Here is a 19919-nt window from a genome sequence, read left to right on the forward strand (position 1 = left end):
ATTCATATTTTGGAACTTTATTACTTTAATATATGGATAAATTATACAAATGCCCGCTATTTAAAGGTGTTAATGCCGATGATTTGGATCAATACTTATCTAATATTCATTACCAGGTAAAGAAATACAATAAGGATCAAATTATAGCTCAGGCAGGAGATCAGTGCAATTCATTGATGATCATGTTAAAAGGAAGTGTAAAAGGGGAGATGATTGATCCTTCGGGGAAAGCTATTAAAATTGAAGATATAGAACCTCCGAAACCTTTGGCAATAGCCTTTATATTTGGACAGAATAACTATTATCCTGTGAATATTATAGCCAATACAGAGGTTGAGATTTTTAAGTTATCTAAAGAGTCTATTATTCAGTTGATGCAGGTAAGTGCACCCTTTCTGCAGAATTTTATGAATAACATTTCCAACAGGGCTCAATTCTTATCTGATAAAATTCGGTTTCTGACATTTCAAACCATTAGAGGAAAGCTGGCTCATTATTTATTACAGTTGGCTGGTCCATTAGAAGGTGAAATTATACTTCCAAAAAGTCAGGAAGAGTTGGCTTCGTTGTTTGGAGTTACCAGGCCATCTTTAGGAAGAGCATTAAGGGATTTGCATAACGATGGAATAATTGAGGCGCATGGAAAAAGTATAAAAATATTGAATCGCGATTTGTTAATCCAACAGCTTAAAAAGGATTAATTTTTGAGCATATTTAAATAAATAGTCTGATGTAAATGAAAGTAGTTTTAAGTTGCGAGCATGCTGTAAATACCGTTCCAGAAAAGTATAAATTTCTGTTTCAAGGGGCTGAAAAAATACTTCAAACACACCGAGGATACGATCTGGGAGCACTGGAATTGTTTAAAATGCTTCAAAATAGTGATATTGCATTTAGTCAGTTCGCTACGGTGTCACGTTTATTAATAGATATAAACCGTTCGCCATATCGGAGGACGCTTTTTTCTGAATTTACCAAACCTCTGAATCAGTCAGCAAAAGATGAAATTTTAGAAGAGTATTATTACGGTTTTCGTCGCCTGTTTGAAGAGAAAATCTATCAATTCTGGAAGCAAAATCATACGGTTTTACATTTATCGATTCATTCGTTTGCTCCTGAATTAAACGGTGAAATTCGGCAAACTGATTTTGGTATTTTATATCATCCCGGTCGTCAACAAGAGAAACAATTTGCTAAAATCTGGAAGCAGGAATTAGTGAAACTGTTGCCGGAATTTTGTGTACGATTTAATTATCCCTATCGAGGCAAACCCGATGGCCATGTTCGATATTTTAGGGATCGAGAAGAAGAAAAATATCTTGGTTTGGAATTTGAGATGAATCAGAAATATGCTGAAAATAGTCAGGTTCATAAAAAAATAGCTAAAGCTTTTGGTAGTAGTGTTGAGATTATCAATAAAACATGACATTTGTTAGTTTTTTGAGGATTAGGAAAGGAACTTTATTATATTTGTGTTTAATAATTGTAATTATTATTGATATATAACGTTGCGCGTAGCTGTGCATAATTAACCATATTAATCCTACGACCAAAACTAATAGCATGAAAATAATTGCGAAAATTAAGATTATCAAACAAATAAGTGAACTTATTGAAAAAGAGCAAACAGGTACATCTACTGAGTTTGCAAAGAGAGTTAATATATCAAGAACATCAATGTATCAATTGTTTGAAGAAATTGAATCGATGGGGGTATCAATAAAGTATGATAAAAGAAAAAGAAGCTATTATTATGATGGATCAAAGAAAATTAGAGTTGTAGATCCTATTCAAATTGTAGAAACAGGTAATTAATAAGGTAGTTCTTCCTATAATATTACAAATTGATAAATATTTTGTAAAATAATTATAAAAGTTCATTTTTCTGAACAGTTGTTCTATTATATTTGAGTCGTTTTTATTAATGAATAGGACAATTAATAAAACTTAATCCCCAACTTTTATAAACGTATAAAGGTTGGGGATCTTTTTTTTAAAGTTGAACAAGTAGTGAACGCTCATCTACAGTGTAAGGAGGAAATAACTTTTCAATCTAGTTGGATGTTGACTTTGTTCAAGACGCTGATCAATTGTTTGTTGTTTTTACAGAAGATAACCATGTTACTATTCCAATGGATAAAATATTTTTCGGATCGTATTTTGGTATGTTTGCCTATCAACCTGGAATTTCTGAAGTGTAATTCAAGCTTAATACGTTCTTTAGGATTAAAGGATGTTAAGCCTTAATAATCTCACCGATTGCGATGGTGTTGTATTGATAATCATCTTTAAACATGATATGGATTTGTATGCTGAATGCTTTGCTAGCTGTAGTTTGCATACGACACATTTGTTCATTTGAGAGGATATATCTACTTTTGTGCCGCTAAATTAACTTCTGGTAGAATCATTCATTGAAATACTTAAAAGCAGGTAAAACCTTTACTTACGATACCTGTTTTGTTTGTATGAGAATAATTTTTATTGCTCAAATGCGATAACGTTGAGTTTTGAGTGGATTTTATTGATAGCAATTAGGAATAATAACCTTGGTGTTTTCTATTTAGGTGAAAATAAGATAATATGGATCAAAAATATAAAAGAAGCGATAAGCGTACATTTTTTGGAATTAAAGCAAACGGACCTGTTTTTGTCACGTCCTTGTTGGTTATCTTTATATTAGTGCTTACTACACTGATAGTTGGTAAACCAATGGAAAAGTACTTTTCGCTGATTCAGACTAAAGTAGCTAATAATACTGGTTGGTTTTTTATACTACTGGTAAATATACTACTGATGTTTGCTTTGTATCTGGGATTCAGTAAATATGGTAATATCAGACTTGGAGGAAAAGGAGCAAAGCCGGAATTTTCGAAAAAAGGATGGTTTGCCATGTTATTTAGTGCTGGTATGGGGATAGGGTTATTATTCTGGAGTGTTGCAGAACCTATTTTTCATTACAACAGCAATCCATTAATAGATAACTCAGATAAAATAGAAGCTGCCAAATCAGCTATGGGATTAACATTTCTGCACTGGGGAGTTCATGCCTGGGCAATTTATGCAATTGTAGGGTTAGCTTTGGCGTTTTTTACTTTCAATAAGAAGCTACCTTTAACTATACGATCCATTTTTCATCCGCTATTGGGAAATAGGATTTATGGACCCATAGGAGATGCCATTGATATTATTTCTGTTATTGCAACTATTTTTGGTTTGGCAACTTCATTAGGTTTTGGTGTACAGCAGGTTAATGCCGGTTTAAACTATCTTTTTGATATTAATTTAAATACTACCGTTCAAATAGTATTGATAGTTATTATTACTGCTATGGCAACTATGTCATTAATTCTAGGTTTAGACAAAGGAATTCGAAGACTAAGCGAATGGAATATGCGATTTGCCATTATATTACTTGTATTTGTAATAATTGTAGGACCAACCGTATTTTTAGCAAAATCGTTCGTACAGAATTTAGGTCATTATTTAAGCGACTTTTTTGAAATTAGCTTCTGGACCGAATCCTATGCTGGAGTTAGAGAAGCTAAACATTGGCAAAATTCATGGACTGTTTTCTACTGGGCATGGTGGATTGCATGGTCGCCGTTTGTGGGTATATTTATTGCCAGAGTATCAAAAGGAAGAACCATCAAAGAGTTCATCTTAGGAGTATTATTGGTTCCCACCTTGCTTACCTTTATATGGATGTCGGTTTTTGGAGGAAGTGCATTATACCAGGAGTTTATTGGAAATACCGTTATTACGGATGCAGTTAACGATAACGTAGCAACAGCCATTTATAAGTTATTAGAACAATATCCGTTTGCTTTTATATCGTCTTTTATAGCAGCTATTTTGGTCACCAGCTTCTTTATTACTTCATCTGATTCCGGATCGTTGGTAGTCGACACATTAACTTCCGGTGGAAGACATGATGCACCGGTGGGACAGAAGATTTTTTGGGCTTCGATGGAAGGTGCTGTCGCAGGTATTTTACTTGTAGGTGGTGGTTTAACAGCCTTGCAAACTGCTTCTATATTAACGGGGTTACCGTTTGCCTTTATATTAATAATGATGTGTTTCAGCTTTTACAAATCGTTAAAGAGTTACCATAAAGAAAACTTCACAGACGAATAAAAAGGAAGCACTAAACTTCCTTTTTGTTTAAGAAATAGATTAACACTTCTATTTTTATTTATTCTTCTTTATAAAGAACTGCCTAATTATTTTCTGAGTGATCTCTAAAATATAGGGTATCCTATTATCTGAAAGTTAAATTTCATCTGATTTTTAGCTTGAATAAAGGGGTGAGTTTTATAAATAGTATTTTATCTTGTTAGCTGATTGCCTTGTTGTAAGAATATTGCATTGTACATAATTAAGAAGTGTAATTTACCTAATGAAAAAATAGTTCGCATAGAACGCATTTGTTCAAACAGAAAAATCTTTCTACTTTTGTGCTTTGAATTGTTATAGTAATTGCTACGTAATATCATATTGTCAGTAAGTTATGAGTAAACCCTTCATTCTTACTGATTTTTTTTTATACAAAAAATACTAATTGTATAAACTCGATTGAAATAAATACTACAAAGAAAATTTGAATGAAATTAATTAGAAAACAACTTAGAAAGATTTTAGGAACGGCATTGGTAACATTGTTTTTAGGATCAGCTGTTTATGCTCAAGAAAACGAAACGCCGCAACTGGAATTGGGAGGTGCTTTAAGATTTAATTACAATCATTCTTCATGGAAAGAAGGACATGCAAATACTGGTGGTGACTTTGGATTTGACGTATTTAGATTGAATGCTAAGGCAAAGTACAAAGGACTAAATCTGAATGCAGAATATCGTTTCTATTCAACTGGTTTTGGAGGCGGAATGTTAAAACAAGGTTGGGTTGGTTATGATTTTAGTGAAAATAGCGAATTGCAGTTTGGTTTAACCCAGGTTCCGTTTGGATTAACTACTTATAACTCCAATAGCTGGTTTTTTAGTCTTAACTACTATGTTGGTTTAGAAGACGATCATGATATGGGAGTTAAGTATTCAACCAAACAAGGTAACTGGGACATCGATTTGGCTTTCTTTAAAAATGCCGAAGAACTTCGTTTTGGAGGAAATACCGATGTTGATCCGGGGCGTTATTCATACGACCTTGGTTCTATTGCCGATGCAGATGGTAACATGACATACCGCAACAGAGAAGTAAATCAGTTTAACGCCAAGTTTGCTTATAATATCGGTGAAGGATCGGTTACTCAGCAAATTGGTGCTTCGGGTGAATTTGGAGGTATTTATAACCTGGATACTCAAAAAACAGGTTCGCGTTATGCATTGGCCGGACATTATCGCTTAAAAGCAGGTAAATTCGGATTAAATGCTGCTGCAACTTATTATAAAATGAATCCAAATAATGCGGAAGGACAGGATGATAGATTAGTTGCAATGGTAGCTTATGGTGCAGCTTATATGGTAGCAGCAGAAGCAACTACTTATACTATAGGTGCTTCTTATAGTGTGCCGGTAGATTGGGATCCTATTTCGAACTTAACATTTTATAATGATTTTGGATATATGAATAAAGCCGTTAGCGACTTTACCGATTCATATATGAATGTTACAGGTGTAATGGTAACATCAGGTTCGGTTTATACTTATATCGATTATGCGATGGGTAAAAATCAACCTTGGTTAGGCAATGAGTGGACACATGGCTTGGGAGTAGGTAATCCTGACGCAGAGTGGGAAGCTCGATTTAACATTAATATTGGATATTATTTTTAGTGTGTATGGAACAGCAAGATCATAAAATTGCAGTCAAAGACTTAACACTAATCTTTGGAAAAAATAAATCTGCTGCTTTAAAGCTTTTAGAGCAGGGGAAAACAAAGGCCGAAGTATTAGAAAAAACAGGCTGTACTATTGGAGTAAATAAAGCCAGCTTTGAAATTAAAACAGGCGAAGTGTTTGTTATTATGGGTTTATCCGGTAGTGGTAAGTCTACACTTTTACGTTGTTTAAACAGGCTGATTGAACCTACTTCCGGTGATGTACTGGTTAATGGTGAAAACATTACGAAAGAAAGTAATGAAGAGCTTTTGGAAACGCGTCGTACAGAAATGAGTATGGTATTTCAGAAGTTTGCTTTATTGCCGCATCGTAGCATTTTAGAAAATGCAGCCTTTGGTCTTGAAATTAGAGGAGAAAACAAAGAGGAACGCTTGCAGAAAGCGCAGGAAGCTCTTGAGACAGTTGGTTTAAAAGGTTTTGAAAATCAAAAGCCAGATCAGCTTTCAGGGGGTATGCAGCAACGTGTTGGATTAGCCAGAGCATTGGCTAATAATCCCGAAGTGCTTTTGATGGATGAAGCTTTCTCGGCATTGGATCCTTTGATTAAGTCGGACATGCAGGATGAATTGCTTGAATTACAGGATAAATTACAAAAAACAATTGTTTTTATCACTCACGATTTGGATGAGGCTATCAAAATAGGAGATAGAATTGCCATTATGAAAGATGGGGTGATTGAGCAAATAGGTACTGCAGAGGATATTATCCGTAAGCCGGCCAGTGATTATGTGAAAGCTTTTGTTGAAAAGGTGGATCGAAAAGCCATTGTAACGGCAGAGTCATTGATGTTTAAAAAGCCAACAGTAGTGCAGCTTGAAAAAGATGGACCTGAAGGTGTGCTTCGAAAAATGAGAAACATCGACACCAATGTTTTGCCGGTTATCGATAAAAATAAATCATTTCAGGGATTTATATGGTTACCTGAAGTGTTGAAGGCTGATAAAAAGGATGCTGCTACAATTGCAGAGTTTATCACAACCGAAGTGCCCAGTGTATATGGTCATTACACTGTTGAGGATATGTTACCACTGATTACCGAAACCAAAACGCCTATTGCGGTGGTGGATGAAGAAACCAACCGGTTAAAAGGTATTGTAGCTCAAACATCATTAATTATTGAGGCTACACGTTTTGACAGAGATGAAATAGCAGATTTAAAAGAACAAGCAATAGATCAATAATATGGAAAAGATAGTTGATATAGGGAAATATGTTGAGCAGCTTGTCAATTGGTTAACTGACAATCTTGCTTTTTTATTCGATATTATTAAAAACGTTGGTAACGGTGCAATCGAAGGGTTTGAGAGTGTTTTACTCTTTTTACCTTTTTATATAGTAATTGCATTACTTGTGGTTTTGGCATTCTTTAAAGTAGGAAAAGGAGGTGCCTTATTTACGGCAATCGGACTGATATTAATTTATTTGATGGGTTTTTGGGTTGAAACAATGCAAACACTGGCTTTGATTATTGTTTCAACCATAATAGCATTGGTTCAGGCTATTCCATTAGGAATATGGGCTGCCAAAAAGCCTTTGGTCAATAAAATAGTGAAGCCTATTCTTGACTTGATGCAAACCATGCCGGCCTTTGTTTACCTTATTCCTGCGGTGTTATTCTTTAGTATTGGTAAACTTCCGGGTGCATTTGCAACTGTAATTTTTGCCATGCCTCCTGCAGTACGTTTAACAGCTTTAGGTATACAGCAAGTTCCTCAAGATGTAGTAGAAGCAGCTCGTGCTTTTGGAGCTACTAATCGTCAGATCTTACAAAAGGTAGAATTGCCATTGGCAACCAATACCATCTTAGCTGGAGTTAATCAAACCATTATGATGGCTTTATCAATGGTGGTTATTGCAGGTATGATTGCCGCCGGAGGATTAGGAGAGAAGGTGCTGGAAGGTATTAATAACCTTGATATAGGTCTTGGATTCGAGAGTGGATTAGCAGTGGTTATTCTCGCTATTATACTTGATAGAATTACACAAGCCCTTGGACAAAAGAAATAAGTGGTTTTAACAGTTTTGTTGAAGCTTAAAATGTTTAATAATAACAGAGAAGATATGAAAAGTAAATTAGTTTTATTTATTGCATTAGCTGTGGCATTTACATCTTGTAATACAGGTGCTAAAAAAGACAGCGATACCAAGCAAATTACCATGGCCTACGTTGATGGATGGGCCGAAGGAGTTGCAATGACATATGTAACGCAGGAGTTTTTCAAAAGCAAAGGATATACTGTTGATGTTAAAAAAGCAGCTGTAGACTTGGTTTTTGCTTCATTATCAAACGGTGATACCGATGTATTTATGGATACCTGGTTGCCTGTTACTCATAAAGAGAAAGTAGCCAAATTTGCTGGTAAAATAGAATCGTTAGGTACTAATTATACCAATGCTCGTATTGGATTGGTTGTTCCAACATATGTTGATATCATTTCTATTGAAGAATTAAACGATAATGCTGATAAATTTGAAGGCAAAATTATTGGTATTGAAAAAGGTGCCGGTTTAACTGCCAAAACAGACGTGGCTGTTGAAGAGTATAGTTTAACTTTAGATCATGTTAATTCTTCAAGTGTGGCCATGTTAACAGAGCTTTCAAAAGCATACAAAGCAAACAAATGGATTGTGGTGGCCGGATGGGCTCCTCACTGGAAATTCGGTCGTATGGATCTTAAATTTTTAGATGATCCTAAAGGTGTTTACGGAAGCACTGAGCGTATCGAAACATATGCACGCAAAGGTTTTAAGGAAGAGGACGCTTTTGCAGCCAAGTATTTCGCTAATTTTAAATTAGACGATGCTCAAATGTCAGGTCTTTTAGCTAAAATGGAAGATGGTACTGACAAAGCGGCTGTTGCTAAACAGTGGATAGCAGACAATGCTGAATTCTTAAACGGATTGGTTAAGTAATTCAATCCAATTAAATATTGTTAGAAAAGGGGCTTTGCGGCCCCTTTTTTAGTTTTATTGGTTGAAGAACGCTTTAGGATTGATTTCTGCCATTTGTTTATAATGCTTTTCGCCTAAATACCCTCGCAAATCAATGCTGAAGTTTCTTTCGGTAGTTTCGGTCTGAACCATGTAATAATCCGATCCAAACAATATCTTTTCTTTAAGCTCGTCATCTCCTAATAATATTTTAAGAATAGGATAAAAGCGTTTCTCGTTCAAGGTAAATGAAATATCGGAATACAGATTTTTATATTTGGGCAGCATGTCTTTGATGATGGTGAACCAATTATCAGGGTTGCCCGGATGATCTAAAAATTCTTCCCAATAATAAGCCGATCCGAAATGAGCCAGGCTGATTTTTAAATCAGGAAAGTCATTCATCACATATTCCCAGTTTTTAGGATGGGTAAAATAAGCACACAATTCTTTTCTCTTTTTTCTTTTAGTGTTGATAGGCGTTTTTGATTTTGACAATAACTTAATCAGCTCTTTTTTCTTGCCTTTGAATCGCACCGGGTTAAACGGACTGCAATGTGTAATAACTGGTAAATTATTTTGCTGACAATACTCATAAACCGGGTACATGCGCTCATCGTATGGAAAGTAGCCCAATGGCGGATATATTTTAACTCCTTCAAAGTTCCACTCTTCAATACTCTGTTTTAGTAAGTCCATAATACCTTCGCGGCGCGGATCAACATGTATAAAGGGCATTACTTGCGGATGGGTCTTTTTTAGGTCACCCAACTCTTTTAGTTGTTCTTTATAATTACGGGGCACTTTACCTGCACCCATATAGGCCATGTCCATAGCCAGTATGGCAAATTGGGTTTCATCAGGATAAAACTTTGAACAACGTTCAAAAATGGCTTGCTGTGATGGCATACGACCAATTTCTACAAATCGGATATAACGATCGAAAGTATCTTCATCCGAAAACGGGTTAATGTTGTTCATTAGCTTTGAAACCACTCTAAAGCCGGCTTTGGTAGCTAAAATTCGTACTAAACCTAATGGCAGGAAACGACGGGGTATATCGCTCTCTTTAAATGTGTGTATGTGTGAGTTGTAAATCATTAGTTATTTTTTATTCAGGTATGAGTTTTTAATAATACTGATAAAAGAGAGTGGTACTATTTTTTTAAGTGTAAAGTGTATGGTCCCCTTATTATGGTGCTATCAGGCATCAACACCGAATCTTTGATAAAAATGGTTTTATTATTCAACGACTCCTCAAAGGATGCTTCCCCATAAATGGTATAGCTGGTTTGAATAGAGTCTTTTGATATGCTAATTTTAATTTCCTTGCCGTATGCTTTTATTGTCTTCGGTTTATTTCTTGAGCTGAACGAACAGCTGGTCGAATGAAGTAGCAAAAAGAGAATAACGGAAATAAAAGTTGTCTTCATAAAGTTTAGGTTTGGATATTTGATTAGTATTTAAATACACTTTTGTTTGGTTCAATACTCATATTTTTTTTGATTTGGTGAATATAAAACCATTAACAGTATATGTGAATTTGGTTTTTTTGTTTTGTTTCACAGGCTTTTGAAACAGGTATATTAAGATAGATTATGAAGGTGTAAGAATCAAAACGAGGAGTGATAAATTCCAGAGCATATGATGAAGAATTGACCATCTTAATCCAATTTTTATTCGTATGTAGCTTAGAAAAATCCCGCCAATTATCATACTTCCTGTAATAATGGGTAGAAAAACATAAAACAAAAAGTCGTTGTTACTATAATTGAATGAATGCATTAGGCCAAATGCAATAATGGAAGTATAAACAAAATACTTAAATAAAGAATTTCGTCTTTTGTTCAACCTTCCCGATGTTAACCTGTTAATTAGTCTGGCCAGATAATTTCTTTTATATTTTAATGGAAATCTAAAAATAAATTCTTCAGATATTGGAAATATTAATACTAATAAAAAAAATAGGGTTAAGGTGCTGTAATCCTCTAATTGCACTTTATGTTCAAGTGTAATTACATTGTGTTCAATTATTTTTAATAATCCAAGTACGGGAATTGCAAATAGCACCTCCCAAAGAAATATTTTACCTACTAAAGTAAGCCTTTCATTAAAAGATAACCTTTTTGCTTCTTCATCAGGATTTTTAATCCATTCAAATACATCTGTTAATGCTGTTTTCATGTCAGGTAAAGCTAGTTGTTTTTAGGGTTTATATATCAAGTAAATCAGAGTATGTCATAAAAAACTCTCTGGCAGTATTGTTCAGAGGTATTTCGTCTTTGATTGTTACGATGTTTTTGTTGCCTTTATCGGGACTGCATAAGCAGAGCTGTTTAACTTTATGGTTTTTTAAAAGATCAACGCTGGTGCCTGGTAAATAAAACGAAATAATAGCATCTCCATATTTATCCATTGGTTGAATTTGGGTTTTGCTCAGTAATACTTCGTTGTCCGACTCTTCTGATGTTTTAATTAGCAAGCTGTATTCGTTATTGTTACGGCCTATGCTGTGGTGAAAAAGCAACAGAACATAGCCACTTTCTTGCTCTGATTGTATGGTTCCCAGACCAATTTTAAATTTACATTTTCGGTTTTCCGAAAGTTTAATAAACTCGCTTTTTTGCTCAAATACGCCTTCAATCAGCGATTGAGCATATATCTGAAATCCCAAAAGGAATATGGAAAGAGTGAGTAGATTTTTTTTCATGGTTAAGATTTTTTTTACAGGTCTGTTGGGCATTTACATTTTAGCGTTAGGCAAATACATTATTACATTTGGCAGTTGCATTATTGCATTTGGCAAATGCATTATTCTATTTGGCAAATACATTTAAGCGTTTGGCAAATGCATTATTGCTTTGGGCAAATGTGTAAGCCCGTTTGGCAAATACATTTATGGTTTGGGCAAATACATTTCAGCATCATTATTTTTGTTAGGTGTTAATGGCAATTAATTATTGGCAATAGAAAAGGCATCCTGGTGAAATATTTTCCGGGATGCCTGAATTTTTATTTAGTAATTACCCGGGTTATTCTAACAACTTCCTTGTACTGTGCACTTCTGGCACCGAATAAACTTTTCAGATACAATTTAATGCGACGTGTAATACCATATAAACCATTGTCGCCATTAAAAGCTTCTTTCTGAATTGTTTGGGCATGCTTTAATTTGTTTTCGCATGTGTACACATTATTTATTCCATCTTTCATCTGTTGTAAAAAGCTTTCGAGCTGAGAAATCTGAAGCTCTTCGCGGGCAGGGGCATAATTATCAAGGCCTTTTAATACATCAATCATCTGTGAAAAATGATCTACACGAGCTTCTGTTCCTTGCTGCGAAAGGCGTCGGCTACCAGTAATTTTATCACATAAAGCCTTGATGCTTTGATAAACTTCTTCAACAATATCTATCGAAGCCATAAGATCTTTTACAGCTAAAGCTGTTTTACTTAATGGTTTCATTACTATATTTCGCTGTCCCCTGGCCATTGCGCATTCGGCTTGTATTACACTAACCTTCTCATGGCTTTCAGAGGCTGTTTTTAAAACTTCTTCAAGATGGCTGACAGTCAGATCTGGTGAAGGAGGAGTGTAGCTGGATTGGGACTTTAAGTAGGTAATAAAATTATTGGCAGCTTGTAATTTACTGGCCATTCCGGTTTCGGTTAAACTCATAGACTTATGATTTAAAGGTTACTAAAATAGATTCTAATATAATATTAATTGTTAATATAATAATAAATAATACTTAAAATATTATTTATGTAGGAATGTATTATGGTTGATTTGATAATTAGATAATTAAGCTACAATAGTATTTATAGGGGCTTGAATGGTTTTGTTTATTGTTATGATTGATGAAGAAAGTTTTATACTTACATTTAACTGATTTAAAAAAAATATCTTCATAATGTCACAAATCCATCATTTTATCGACTTATAATAAAACGCACTAATTTGACACAGTTCGAAACAGTATATCAAATGTATTATCAGGGTTTGCACCGCGCTGCTCAACAAATGTTGAGCAATAAGGAGGAAGCCGGTGATGTGGTACAGGAGGTATTTGTTAGTCTGTATAATCGAATGCAGTCACATTCAGCAGAAATCAACAATGTAAAAAGTTGGTTATACCGGGCGGTAATGAATAAATGCATTGATGCAGGTCGTAGTCAAAAGAACATTCAATCTCTTGAAGGAGTATCGGTTGTTGCAGAAGATATCAATATTGATGATAACAATTACCAGACTAAAATACTGCAAGCGGCCTTGCAGAGCTTGAATGAGAAGGAACGAATGATGGTGGTTTTATATAGCCAGGGCTTATCATATAAAGAGATTGCTGAAACAGCAGAAGTTAATTTTACTTCGGTGGGTAAAACCCTTTCGCGAAGTTTAAAAAAGTTGGAAACCCTTTTAAAACATCAGAAACATGAATTGCTTGGATGAGGGAATAATTCAAAGTTATATCGACGGGGAATTGTCGGATAAAGAGATGAGTGATGTTGCCATGCATATTTCATCCTGTAAACATTGTTTAGCTCAGTTAAAACAACAGGAAGAACGCAAAAATACCTTGTTGGATATAATGCAAAATGCAAATGATAAGGTTGAAGTTCCTGCATTTAACGTTCCAGTGCAGGTTGTTGAAATTCCGCTGCGAAGAAGTAGAGTTTGGATGAAAGTGAGTGCTGCCTGCGTGTTTTTAATTTTGTTGCTTACTACCTATCAGTCGCAGGATAAAGAGCAGAAAGAGATATTTTTTTATCCCGAGTGGCAGGATCAGGTGGATGCCAACCTACCCATTACGCAGCAGAGTTTTACCATTACATATACTGAATCATCTGTGAATTAGACAATATTAGAGATAAATACTAAGGAACACAGTTTGCTTTATTACATTTTAATGCCAAAAAATAATAAAATGACTAGATTAATAATAACATTATGTATGTCGGTTTTGATGATGTCAATACAGGCGCAAAGCTTGCTTGATTTATATAAAAAGGGCAATGTGAAATTGGTTCCCGATACGGAATATGCCGTTGGCAACGATTGGAATACAGTTTTTGAAACCTATAACGATACTCTTTATGGCAAGTGGATGGGGAATCGAAAATCCATTAAGGTTTTACCCGATGGATCGGTGGTGGTTAATCATGCCTATCACAATTATTATTCTAAGTTTTCACCTAAAGGAACTTTTCAGAAAGAATTTAAAGTGATTGGCCAAAGTGGTAAATCGTTTAAAAAGACGCAGGCAATATCGGGCATTATTAATGAAAATACCTTCTTTACCGGGTTGGATAATTTAGGCAATATGTTGTGTTTCGATTTTGATGGAAACTACAAAAAAACATTGAAGCTTGATTATATGTCGCGTCAGGAAATTGCATTGCCCAACGGTAAGATTGCTGTTGTGGGTTGGGTGATATGGGCTGAAAAGTTTCGCGATTTTGTTGCCATTGTTGATTATGAAACCAATGAAGAGAAGGTAATATGGGAACATTACACCGATCGATGCAATGAGGAGGAACATTGCAAGTTATTTCACTATTCCTATCAATTTGAGAAAGGAGGGAGCTTCTCCTTTCGAACGATGCCGTTTTCAAATGCTTTAGGCTTAAGTTCTCCCCCAGAGATTGCTTGTGTAAATAATCAGTTAGTGTTGGCAATGCCAGGCTCCGGAGATATCAAAGTATTTAGCTTGGAAGGAGAATTGCAGGATACGTATAAAATTAACTGGACAAAAAATTATTTGACGATTGAGGAACAAAAGGAGATTCAACAAAAGGCTATTGATGGATATCAATCAATGGATCATTCAATGTCGAAAGCGTGGTCATCTGAAAAAGAGCAAGAGGATGCGATTCAAGGATTAATATCCCAAATGAAAGCCGATTTGGATAAAATTACTGATCCACTGCCCAAACCAACTTTTTCAACCATCTTAAAAGATTCGGATGATAACCTATTGTTTTTCGAATTCCCCGAAGAAGAGAACAAGAATATCTTTAATGTATGGATTTATCAGCGCGACGGAAGCTTTGTATGTAAGAGTAGCTTGGTGTGCGATGATTATAATTTGCAGATCAATCCATCTAAATTAGTCTTTCATAATGGATATTTATATGGACTTCAAACCAAGAAGGATGTTGATGGAATTCCTTTACGTTTGGTGCGCTTCAAGTTAGCGAGCGAATAAGCTCTTAAAAAGTAAGTTTCAAAGGTCGTTTGCATTGCAGGTGACCTTTTTTTATGCTGTACATTTTTGTAAGAATCAGCGTGTTTTATACTACATTATTGTGGAGGCGATTTAGCTAAGTTATTTTGTTTCAGTGTCTATTTTTTGATTGCATCATTATTGTATGATTATTTATCAAACAAATACCTACTAATTATGAGTGCAGAAGAAATTAAAGAGTTAGAAGCTGTAGTAAATAAACTAAAGTTTAAGGCCAGCATGAAAGCCAGTGAATTACATGATTTGGTAGAGGATAGGTTGTTATCAGATTTTGAGGACCTGATACCTTTTGCTGAAACTACCTACGCTGCATGTAAAGCATGGAGCGATAAAAATAAAGAGTTAGCTAAGCTAAAAGCTTAAGTAAACTTGATTTTGGGATAAGAGGGAATAGTTAACGAATTGTTCCCTTTTTTAGTGGGTGATTTTTCAGTTGGAAAGCTAAAAGTAGTGCTGTTTGACAATTATTAATTAAGCAATTAAAAGTTGTAAGCAATCAGCCATTAGCTACCAGCTTTTTTTGCCTTTAACTTTTATCATGCTTACTTTTGCCGACCTAAATTAATGAGCATGGAATTCCCCTGGGGGCATAATAAGCGATATAACGATTATAGTTCATATATAAAGCAAACTTTTGGAGAGCGGGTACAGAAACTTTCTGTGAATGCGGGTTTTACCTGTCCTAACCGAGACGGAACTAAAGGTGTGGGTGGTTGTGCTTTTTGCAATAACAGTACTTTTAATCCGGCATATTGTGGCCCTGAAAAGACTATAACAGAGCAGTTGGAGCAAGGTATTTCCTTTTTTCAGCCCAAGTATAAGACCATGCAATATCTGGCATATTTCCAGGCGTACAGTAATACTTACGGCGAAACGCAAGAACTTTTGAAATTGTATAAAGAGGCCTTGGATCATCCATTGGTTAAAGGTTTAGTTTTAGGCACTCGGCCCGACTGTATTTCGGATGATTTATTGGAACATTTGGCTGAATGGCAAAAAGAGTATTATATAGCCATTGAACTAGGGGCAGAGTCTACTTTGGAGAGTACTTTGGTTGATATTAATCGCGGTCATACCTACGCCGAAACAGTTGAAACTACCAAACGAATAGTGGCTCATAATATTCCGGTTGGAATACATTTAATTCTTGGGTTACCCGGTGAATTGAAAGAGGATATGTTACTTCATGCAACAGAAATCTCTAAATTACCCATTAACTTTTTAAAGTTACATCAACTGCAAATTGTTAAGGGAAGTGCATTTGCAAAACAGTTCAAGAATAATCCTGAAAGCTTCAATTTATACTCAGCTGAAAATTATATTGAGCTGGTAGTTGATTTTATCGAGCGTTTGAATCCCGAAATTGTATTGGAACGTTTTATCAGTCAGGCACCGCATGAATTATTAATTGCACCCCGTTGGGGCTTGAAAAACTTTGAATTTGTAGCCAAAGTTGAAAAACGACTAAAGGAACGTGATACCTGGCAGGGGAAATTGTTTGGGAAACCTTCAGAATAATTTCTTCCTATATAAGTTAGGAGAGGATTAAGCAAGTTTTTTTGAAGTCCCGAAGCGACGTCTGTAATAGCATAGTACGAAAGTGCTATGCTATTAGAAAGAGAATAGTACATGAAATATTCTTACAGATTAATCACCTTATCAGCATTTGTTTGCAGGGTAATAATATCCATCATGGTACCTTTGATTCCAACCTGTATATTATCAGCAATACTATAGTAGTTAAGGCAGGTACCACAGGCAATGATTTTAACGCCTCGCTCTTCCAGCTTTTTCATTTGCTCAATAACAGGACTATTTTGTGCTAATAATTTTACTCCGCCGTTATATAGCGCAATAAATGAGGGCAAGCGGCTATCTTCATCTAAAAGTCGCAAATAATTAGCTATTAATTTAATTCCCAGTTCTTCATCTCCATCACCCATTCCATACCGGGTAATTTGAAGTAATTCGCATAGTGGTTTCATATTCCAAGTTAAAAGGTTAAAGTGAAAAGTAGAATATTAAAGGCAAAAAGTTATACTTTAACTTTTTGCCTTTAATATTCTGAATTGTTTTTATTTAAATACTCTTTCTAGTACATCATTTACGCGAGCAGCCGGATCTTGACGGATGTTTTTTTCTTCATCAGCAATTTTAACGAAAAGGCCGTTTAAGGCTTGTTCTGTAAGATATCGATCTAAATCAACATCTACCGTTTTTAATCCAGCCATTTGTCCTAGAGGATTATCGGCAATTTTATTCCATCTGCCGGTTAATGATTCCCACGATTCATTGGTTGAAACGCCTGCCGCAATTTCTTTATCCAGTGATTTTTGAATTTTAGGATTGTATAAATTAAATAGTTCTTTGTACGTGTTATTCTTCAAATATTGTGTGGCAGCATCTGTTTCGCCGTTTAAAATGGTGAATGCATCTTGTATCGTCATTTTTTTAACTGCTGTCCAAAAAACGGGCCCTGCTTCTTTGGCGGCATCTTCTGCTGCTCGATTAATACTCTTAATAACATCTTCAACCAGCTTGTCGCCACCCGGTATTTTAGATGCATTATCAACAATAATATCAGCTTCTTTAGGTAGGAGAATCTTTACCAAATCATCGCCATAATAGCCATTTGTTACACCCAACCTTGCTGAAGCCGAATCTGTTCCAACACGAAGGGCTTCCTTTAATCCATTGGCTACTTCATCTTCTGTTAAGGGTATATCAATTGGCAGGGTTTCTGCTATTTTTGTTAATTCTGCACAAGCTGTCAGGCTAACTAAGAGCAGAAGAGTGTAAATTTTTTTCATCAGGTTGTTTGTTTATTTGTTCAATTTGTCGGTTGTTAATCATGCTGATGTTATGTTTCTTGTATATCAATCAAACATCAGTTTAGTCTATGATCTCTTTTTTCTGAATTTTTGACTTTTTGCACCTTTAAACTTAGTATGTTTTTTAGAAATATGTCCTTTAACCTGATGTTTTTCTTTATCGGGGAAGAGTTTCTTAATCATATCAAAACGATTCAGTTTTTTCAATCGGTCTTTAATTTGTTGCTGATATTCTTTTTTATACCAGAATAAAAACATCCGTTGATTTAACTTATCTTTTTTAGAAACAGGAGTATACATTTTCTCCAGTGTATATGGATGGTAGCCCGAATGATAAATTACAGTCGCTACCGTCATGGGTGTTGGAGTAAAATCCTGCACCTGTTCTAATTTGAAATCCAGATCGTGTGTTTCGCACGCCAAATTAGCCATATCTAACTCTTCACTTCCTGGGTGACTGGAAATAAAGTAAGGTATAATTTGTTGGTTTAGCTTTTTCTTTTGATTGATACGGTCAAAATCGGCCTTGAACTTGTAAAAAAGCTTGAAGCTTGGTTTTCGCATCACATTCAGCACCTGGTCTGAAGTATGTTCAGGAGCCACTTTTAATCGACCGGAAACATGATTGGTAATAAGCTCTTCCATATACTCTTTATGACTTTCTTTCTCTTGAGAAGTTGCCATATTGTTATAAAGCATATCGTAGCGAACACCACTTCCCACAAAAGCTTTTTTAATTCCATTCATTTTACTGACTGAGCGATAAATGTCAGTCATAGCCGTATGGTCGGTATTTAGGTTAGTACAAATATTTGGATGAATACAGGACGGACGAGTACAACGTTGACAAATGCGCAGATTTTTACCTTCCATTTTATACATATTGGCACTTGGACCGCCTAAATCAGACAAATAACCTTTGAAATCAGGCATTTTAGTGATTTTATCTACCTCATTTAGAATGCTTTCCTTAGAACGAGATGCAATAAATTTTCCCTGATGTGCCGATATTGTACAGAAACTACATCCACCAAAACATCCGCGGTGCATGTTGACCGAGAACTTAATCATTTCAAAAGCAGGAATTGGACCTTTAGCAATATATCTCGGATGTGGCAATCGGGTATAAGGTAAATCAAATGAAGCATCCAGTTCACCTGTTGACATAGGAGGGTAAGGAGGGTTAATCACAATTTGCTGATCACCCACTTTTTGTACCAAACGGGCTGCATTCCATCTATTGGATTCCTCTTCAACGTATCTGAAATTACGGGCATACTTCAATTTATCTTCAAGGCATTCATCATGCGAAGCCAATTCAATATCTTTCCAGTTCTTATTTTTAGGAAGTTCTTGATTTATATCCTGTAAAAAAGCTGTTTGAGGAATGGTTTTCAGAGATTCTAAAGGAACGCCTCGTTCAATCAATCGAATAATCTCCAATAGGGGCTGTTCGCCCATTCCATATACCATTAAATCGGCTTTGGCGTTGGCTAAAATACCTGGCTTCAGTTTATCCGACCAATAATCGTAATGTGTTACTCTTCGTAACGAAGCTTCAATTCCTCCCAATAAAACAGGTACATCCGGAAAGAGATCTTTAAGGATATTGCAATATACAACAGAGGCATAATCGGGACGCTGGCCTGAACGGCCATCAGGAGTGTAGGCGTCGTTAGAGCGTAATCGTCGATTAGCGGTATAATGATTTACCATGGAGTCCATAGCACCGGCCGTCACACCAAAAAAGTAATTGGGGCGTCCCAATTTTTTAAAATCACGAAGATCATCCCTCCAGTTGGGTTGAGGCACAATGGCTACTTTTAAACCATGTGATTCCAGCATACGGCCTATCACAGCTGCTCCAAAAGCAGGGTGATCTATATAGGCATCCCCTGTAAATAAGATTACATCAACACTGTCCCAACCTCTCTTTTCCACCTCTTTGGCCGACGTAGGCAGCCAATCTTCCATTTTATATCTCTTATCCAATTTCATCGTTGCAAAAGTACCTAAAATCTGATTATTTCAATTAAAACTTAATGTATCACTTCC

At 35.5% G+C, this 19919-nt stretch carries 22 protein-coding genes; 14 read left to right on the forward strand and 8 right to left on the reverse strand.

Going from position 1 to position 19919, the window contains the following annotated elements:
• Positions 1-32: 32 nt before the first annotated feature.
• From KEM10_RS04065 to KEM10_RS04105, 9 genes are all read left to right on the forward strand, one after another.
• Positions 33-701 (forward strand): Crp/Fnr family transcriptional regulator, encoded by a 669-nt coding sequence (locus tag KEM10_RS04065; RefSeq protein WP_212213844.1) that lies wholly within the window; start codon positions 33-35, stop codon positions 699-701.
• A 35-nt stretch (positions 702-736) separates the two neighbouring features.
• Positions 737-1426, forward strand: a complete 690-nt coding sequence (locus KEM10_RS04070; protein ID WP_212213847.1) for an N-formylglutamate amidohydrolase — start codon at positions 737-739, stop codon at positions 1424-1426.
• Between the two features lie 137 nt (positions 1427-1563).
• On the forward strand, positions 1564-1815 hold the full coding sequence (locus KEM10_RS04075) for an HTH domain-containing protein (RefSeq protein ID WP_212213850.1): 252 nt from the start codon (positions 1564-1566) through the stop codon (positions 1813-1815).
• A 242-nt stretch (positions 1816-2057) separates the two neighbouring features.
• The gene (locus tag KEM10_RS04080; RefSeq protein WP_212213853.1) at positions 2058-2201 is read left to right on the forward strand and encodes a hypothetical protein; all 144 of its coding nucleotides are present in this window, start codon (positions 2058-2060) and stop codon (positions 2199-2201) included.
• 382 nt (positions 2202-2583) lie between these two features.
• Positions 2584-4137: a BCCT family transporter gene (locus KEM10_RS04085; RefSeq protein WP_212213856.1), complete on the forward strand. Its 1554-nt coding sequence runs from the start codon at positions 2584-2586 to the stop codon at positions 4135-4137.
• A gap of 467 nt (positions 4138-4604) precedes the next feature.
• Complete coding sequence (locus KEM10_RS04090) at positions 4605-5789, forward strand: hypothetical protein (protein WP_212213858.1); 1185 nt, start codon at positions 4605-4607, stop codon at positions 5787-5789.
• A 5-nt stretch (positions 5790-5794) separates the two neighbouring features.
• Positions 5795-7036, forward strand: coding sequence for a quaternary amine ABC transporter ATP-binding protein (locus tag KEM10_RS04095; RefSeq protein WP_212213861.1), 1242 nt, complete (start codon positions 5795-5797; stop codon positions 7034-7036).
• Between the two features lies 1 nt (position 7037).
• Positions 7038-7862 carry an ABC transporter permease gene (locus KEM10_RS04100; protein WP_212213865.1) on the forward strand — a complete coding sequence of 275 codons (825 nt, stop codon included), beginning with the start codon at positions 7038-7040 and terminating at the stop codon, positions 7860-7862.
• Positions 7863-7916: 54 nt separating this feature from the next.
• Positions 7917-8768, forward strand: a complete 852-nt coding sequence (locus KEM10_RS04105; protein ID WP_212213868.1) for a glycine betaine ABC transporter substrate-binding protein — start codon at positions 7917-7919, stop codon at positions 8766-8768.
• 54 nt (positions 8769-8822) lie between these two features.
• On the opposite strand, the gene KEM10_RS04110 is transcribed toward KEM10_RS04105, so the two are convergent.
• From KEM10_RS04110 to KEM10_RS04130, 5 genes are all read right to left on the reverse strand, one after another.
• A complete protein-coding gene (locus KEM10_RS04110) occupies positions 8823-9887 on the reverse strand; it encodes an amidohydrolase family protein (RefSeq protein ID WP_212213871.1) in 1065 nt (354 codons plus the stop codon).
• A gap of 56 nt (positions 9888-9943) precedes the next feature.
• Positions 9944-10219 (reverse strand): hypothetical protein, encoded by a 276-nt coding sequence (locus KEM10_RS04115; protein WP_212213874.1) that lies wholly within the window; start codon positions 10217-10219, stop codon positions 9944-9946.
• A gap of 163 nt (positions 10220-10382) precedes the next feature.
• On the reverse strand, positions 10383-10970 hold the full coding sequence (locus KEM10_RS04120; protein WP_212213877.1) for a CPBP family glutamic-type intramembrane protease: 588 nt from the start codon (positions 10968-10970) through the stop codon (positions 10383-10385).
• A gap of 28 nt (positions 10971-10998) precedes the next feature.
• Positions 10999-11496, reverse strand: a complete 498-nt coding sequence (locus KEM10_RS04125) for a hypothetical protein (RefSeq protein WP_212213879.1) — start codon at positions 11494-11496, stop codon at positions 10999-11001.
• Between the two features lie 302 nt (positions 11497-11798).
• The gene (locus KEM10_RS04130) at positions 11799-12464 is read right to left on the reverse strand and encodes a hypothetical protein (RefSeq protein ID WP_212213882.1); all 666 of its coding nucleotides are present in this window, start codon (positions 12462-12464) and stop codon (positions 11799-11801) included.
• Positions 12465-12746: 282 nt separating this feature from the next.
• Between KEM10_RS04130 and KEM10_RS04135 the strand changes: the two genes are divergently transcribed.
• From KEM10_RS04135 to KEM10_RS04155, 5 genes are all read left to right on the forward strand, one after another.
• The gene (locus KEM10_RS04135; protein ID WP_212213885.1) at positions 12747-13238 is read left to right on the forward strand and encodes an RNA polymerase sigma factor; all 492 of its coding nucleotides are present in this window, start codon (positions 12747-12749) and stop codon (positions 13236-13238) included.
• Positions 13222-13644, forward strand: a complete 423-nt coding sequence (locus KEM10_RS04140) for an anti-sigma factor family protein (protein WP_212213888.1) — start codon at positions 13222-13224, stop codon at positions 13642-13644. Before KEM10_RS04135 ends, KEM10_RS04140 begins: the two co-directional genes overlap by 17 nt.
• A 69-nt stretch (positions 13645-13713) precedes the next feature.
• Positions 13714-14994, forward strand: coding sequence for a hypothetical protein (locus KEM10_RS04145; RefSeq protein ID WP_212213891.1), 1281 nt, complete (start codon positions 13714-13716; stop codon positions 14992-14994).
• 195 nt (positions 14995-15189) lie between these two features.
• Positions 15190-15396: a CCE_0567 family metalloprotein gene (locus KEM10_RS04150; RefSeq protein WP_212213894.1), complete on the forward strand. Its 207-nt coding sequence runs from the start codon at positions 15190-15192 to the stop codon at positions 15394-15396.
• A gap of 207 nt (positions 15397-15603) precedes the next feature.
• Positions 15604-16551, forward strand: a complete 948-nt coding sequence (locus KEM10_RS04155) for a TIGR01212 family radical SAM protein (protein ID WP_244825546.1) — start codon at positions 15604-15606, stop codon at positions 16549-16551.
• A gap of 122 nt (positions 16552-16673) precedes the next feature.
• On the opposite strand, the gene yedF is transcribed toward KEM10_RS04155, so the two are convergent.
• The 3 genes from yedF to KEM10_RS04170 all read right to left on the reverse strand — a co-directional run bounded on the left by yedF (position 16674) and on the right by KEM10_RS04170 (position 19838).
• Complete coding sequence (yedF, locus tag KEM10_RS04160) at positions 16674-17018, reverse strand: sulfurtransferase-like selenium metabolism protein YedF (RefSeq protein WP_212213899.1); 345 nt, start codon at positions 17016-17018, stop codon at positions 16674-16676.
• Between the two features lie 90 nt (positions 17019-17108).
• Entirely contained in the window at positions 17109-17843 is a 735-nt protein-coding gene (locus KEM10_RS04165) for a DUF4197 domain-containing protein (protein ID WP_212213902.1), read from the reverse strand.
• Between the two features lie 87 nt (positions 17844-17930).
• Positions 17931-19838, reverse strand: a complete 1908-nt coding sequence (locus tag KEM10_RS04170; protein WP_244825548.1) for a YgiQ family radical SAM protein — start codon at positions 19836-19838, stop codon at positions 17931-17933.
• Between the last annotated feature and the right edge of the window lie 81 nt (positions 19839-19919).

This window comes from Carboxylicivirga linearis (genome assembly GCF_018271995.1).
Taxonomy (GTDB): Bacteria; Bacteroidota; Bacteroidia; order Bacteroidales; family Marinilabiliaceae; genus Carboxylicivirga; species Carboxylicivirga linearis.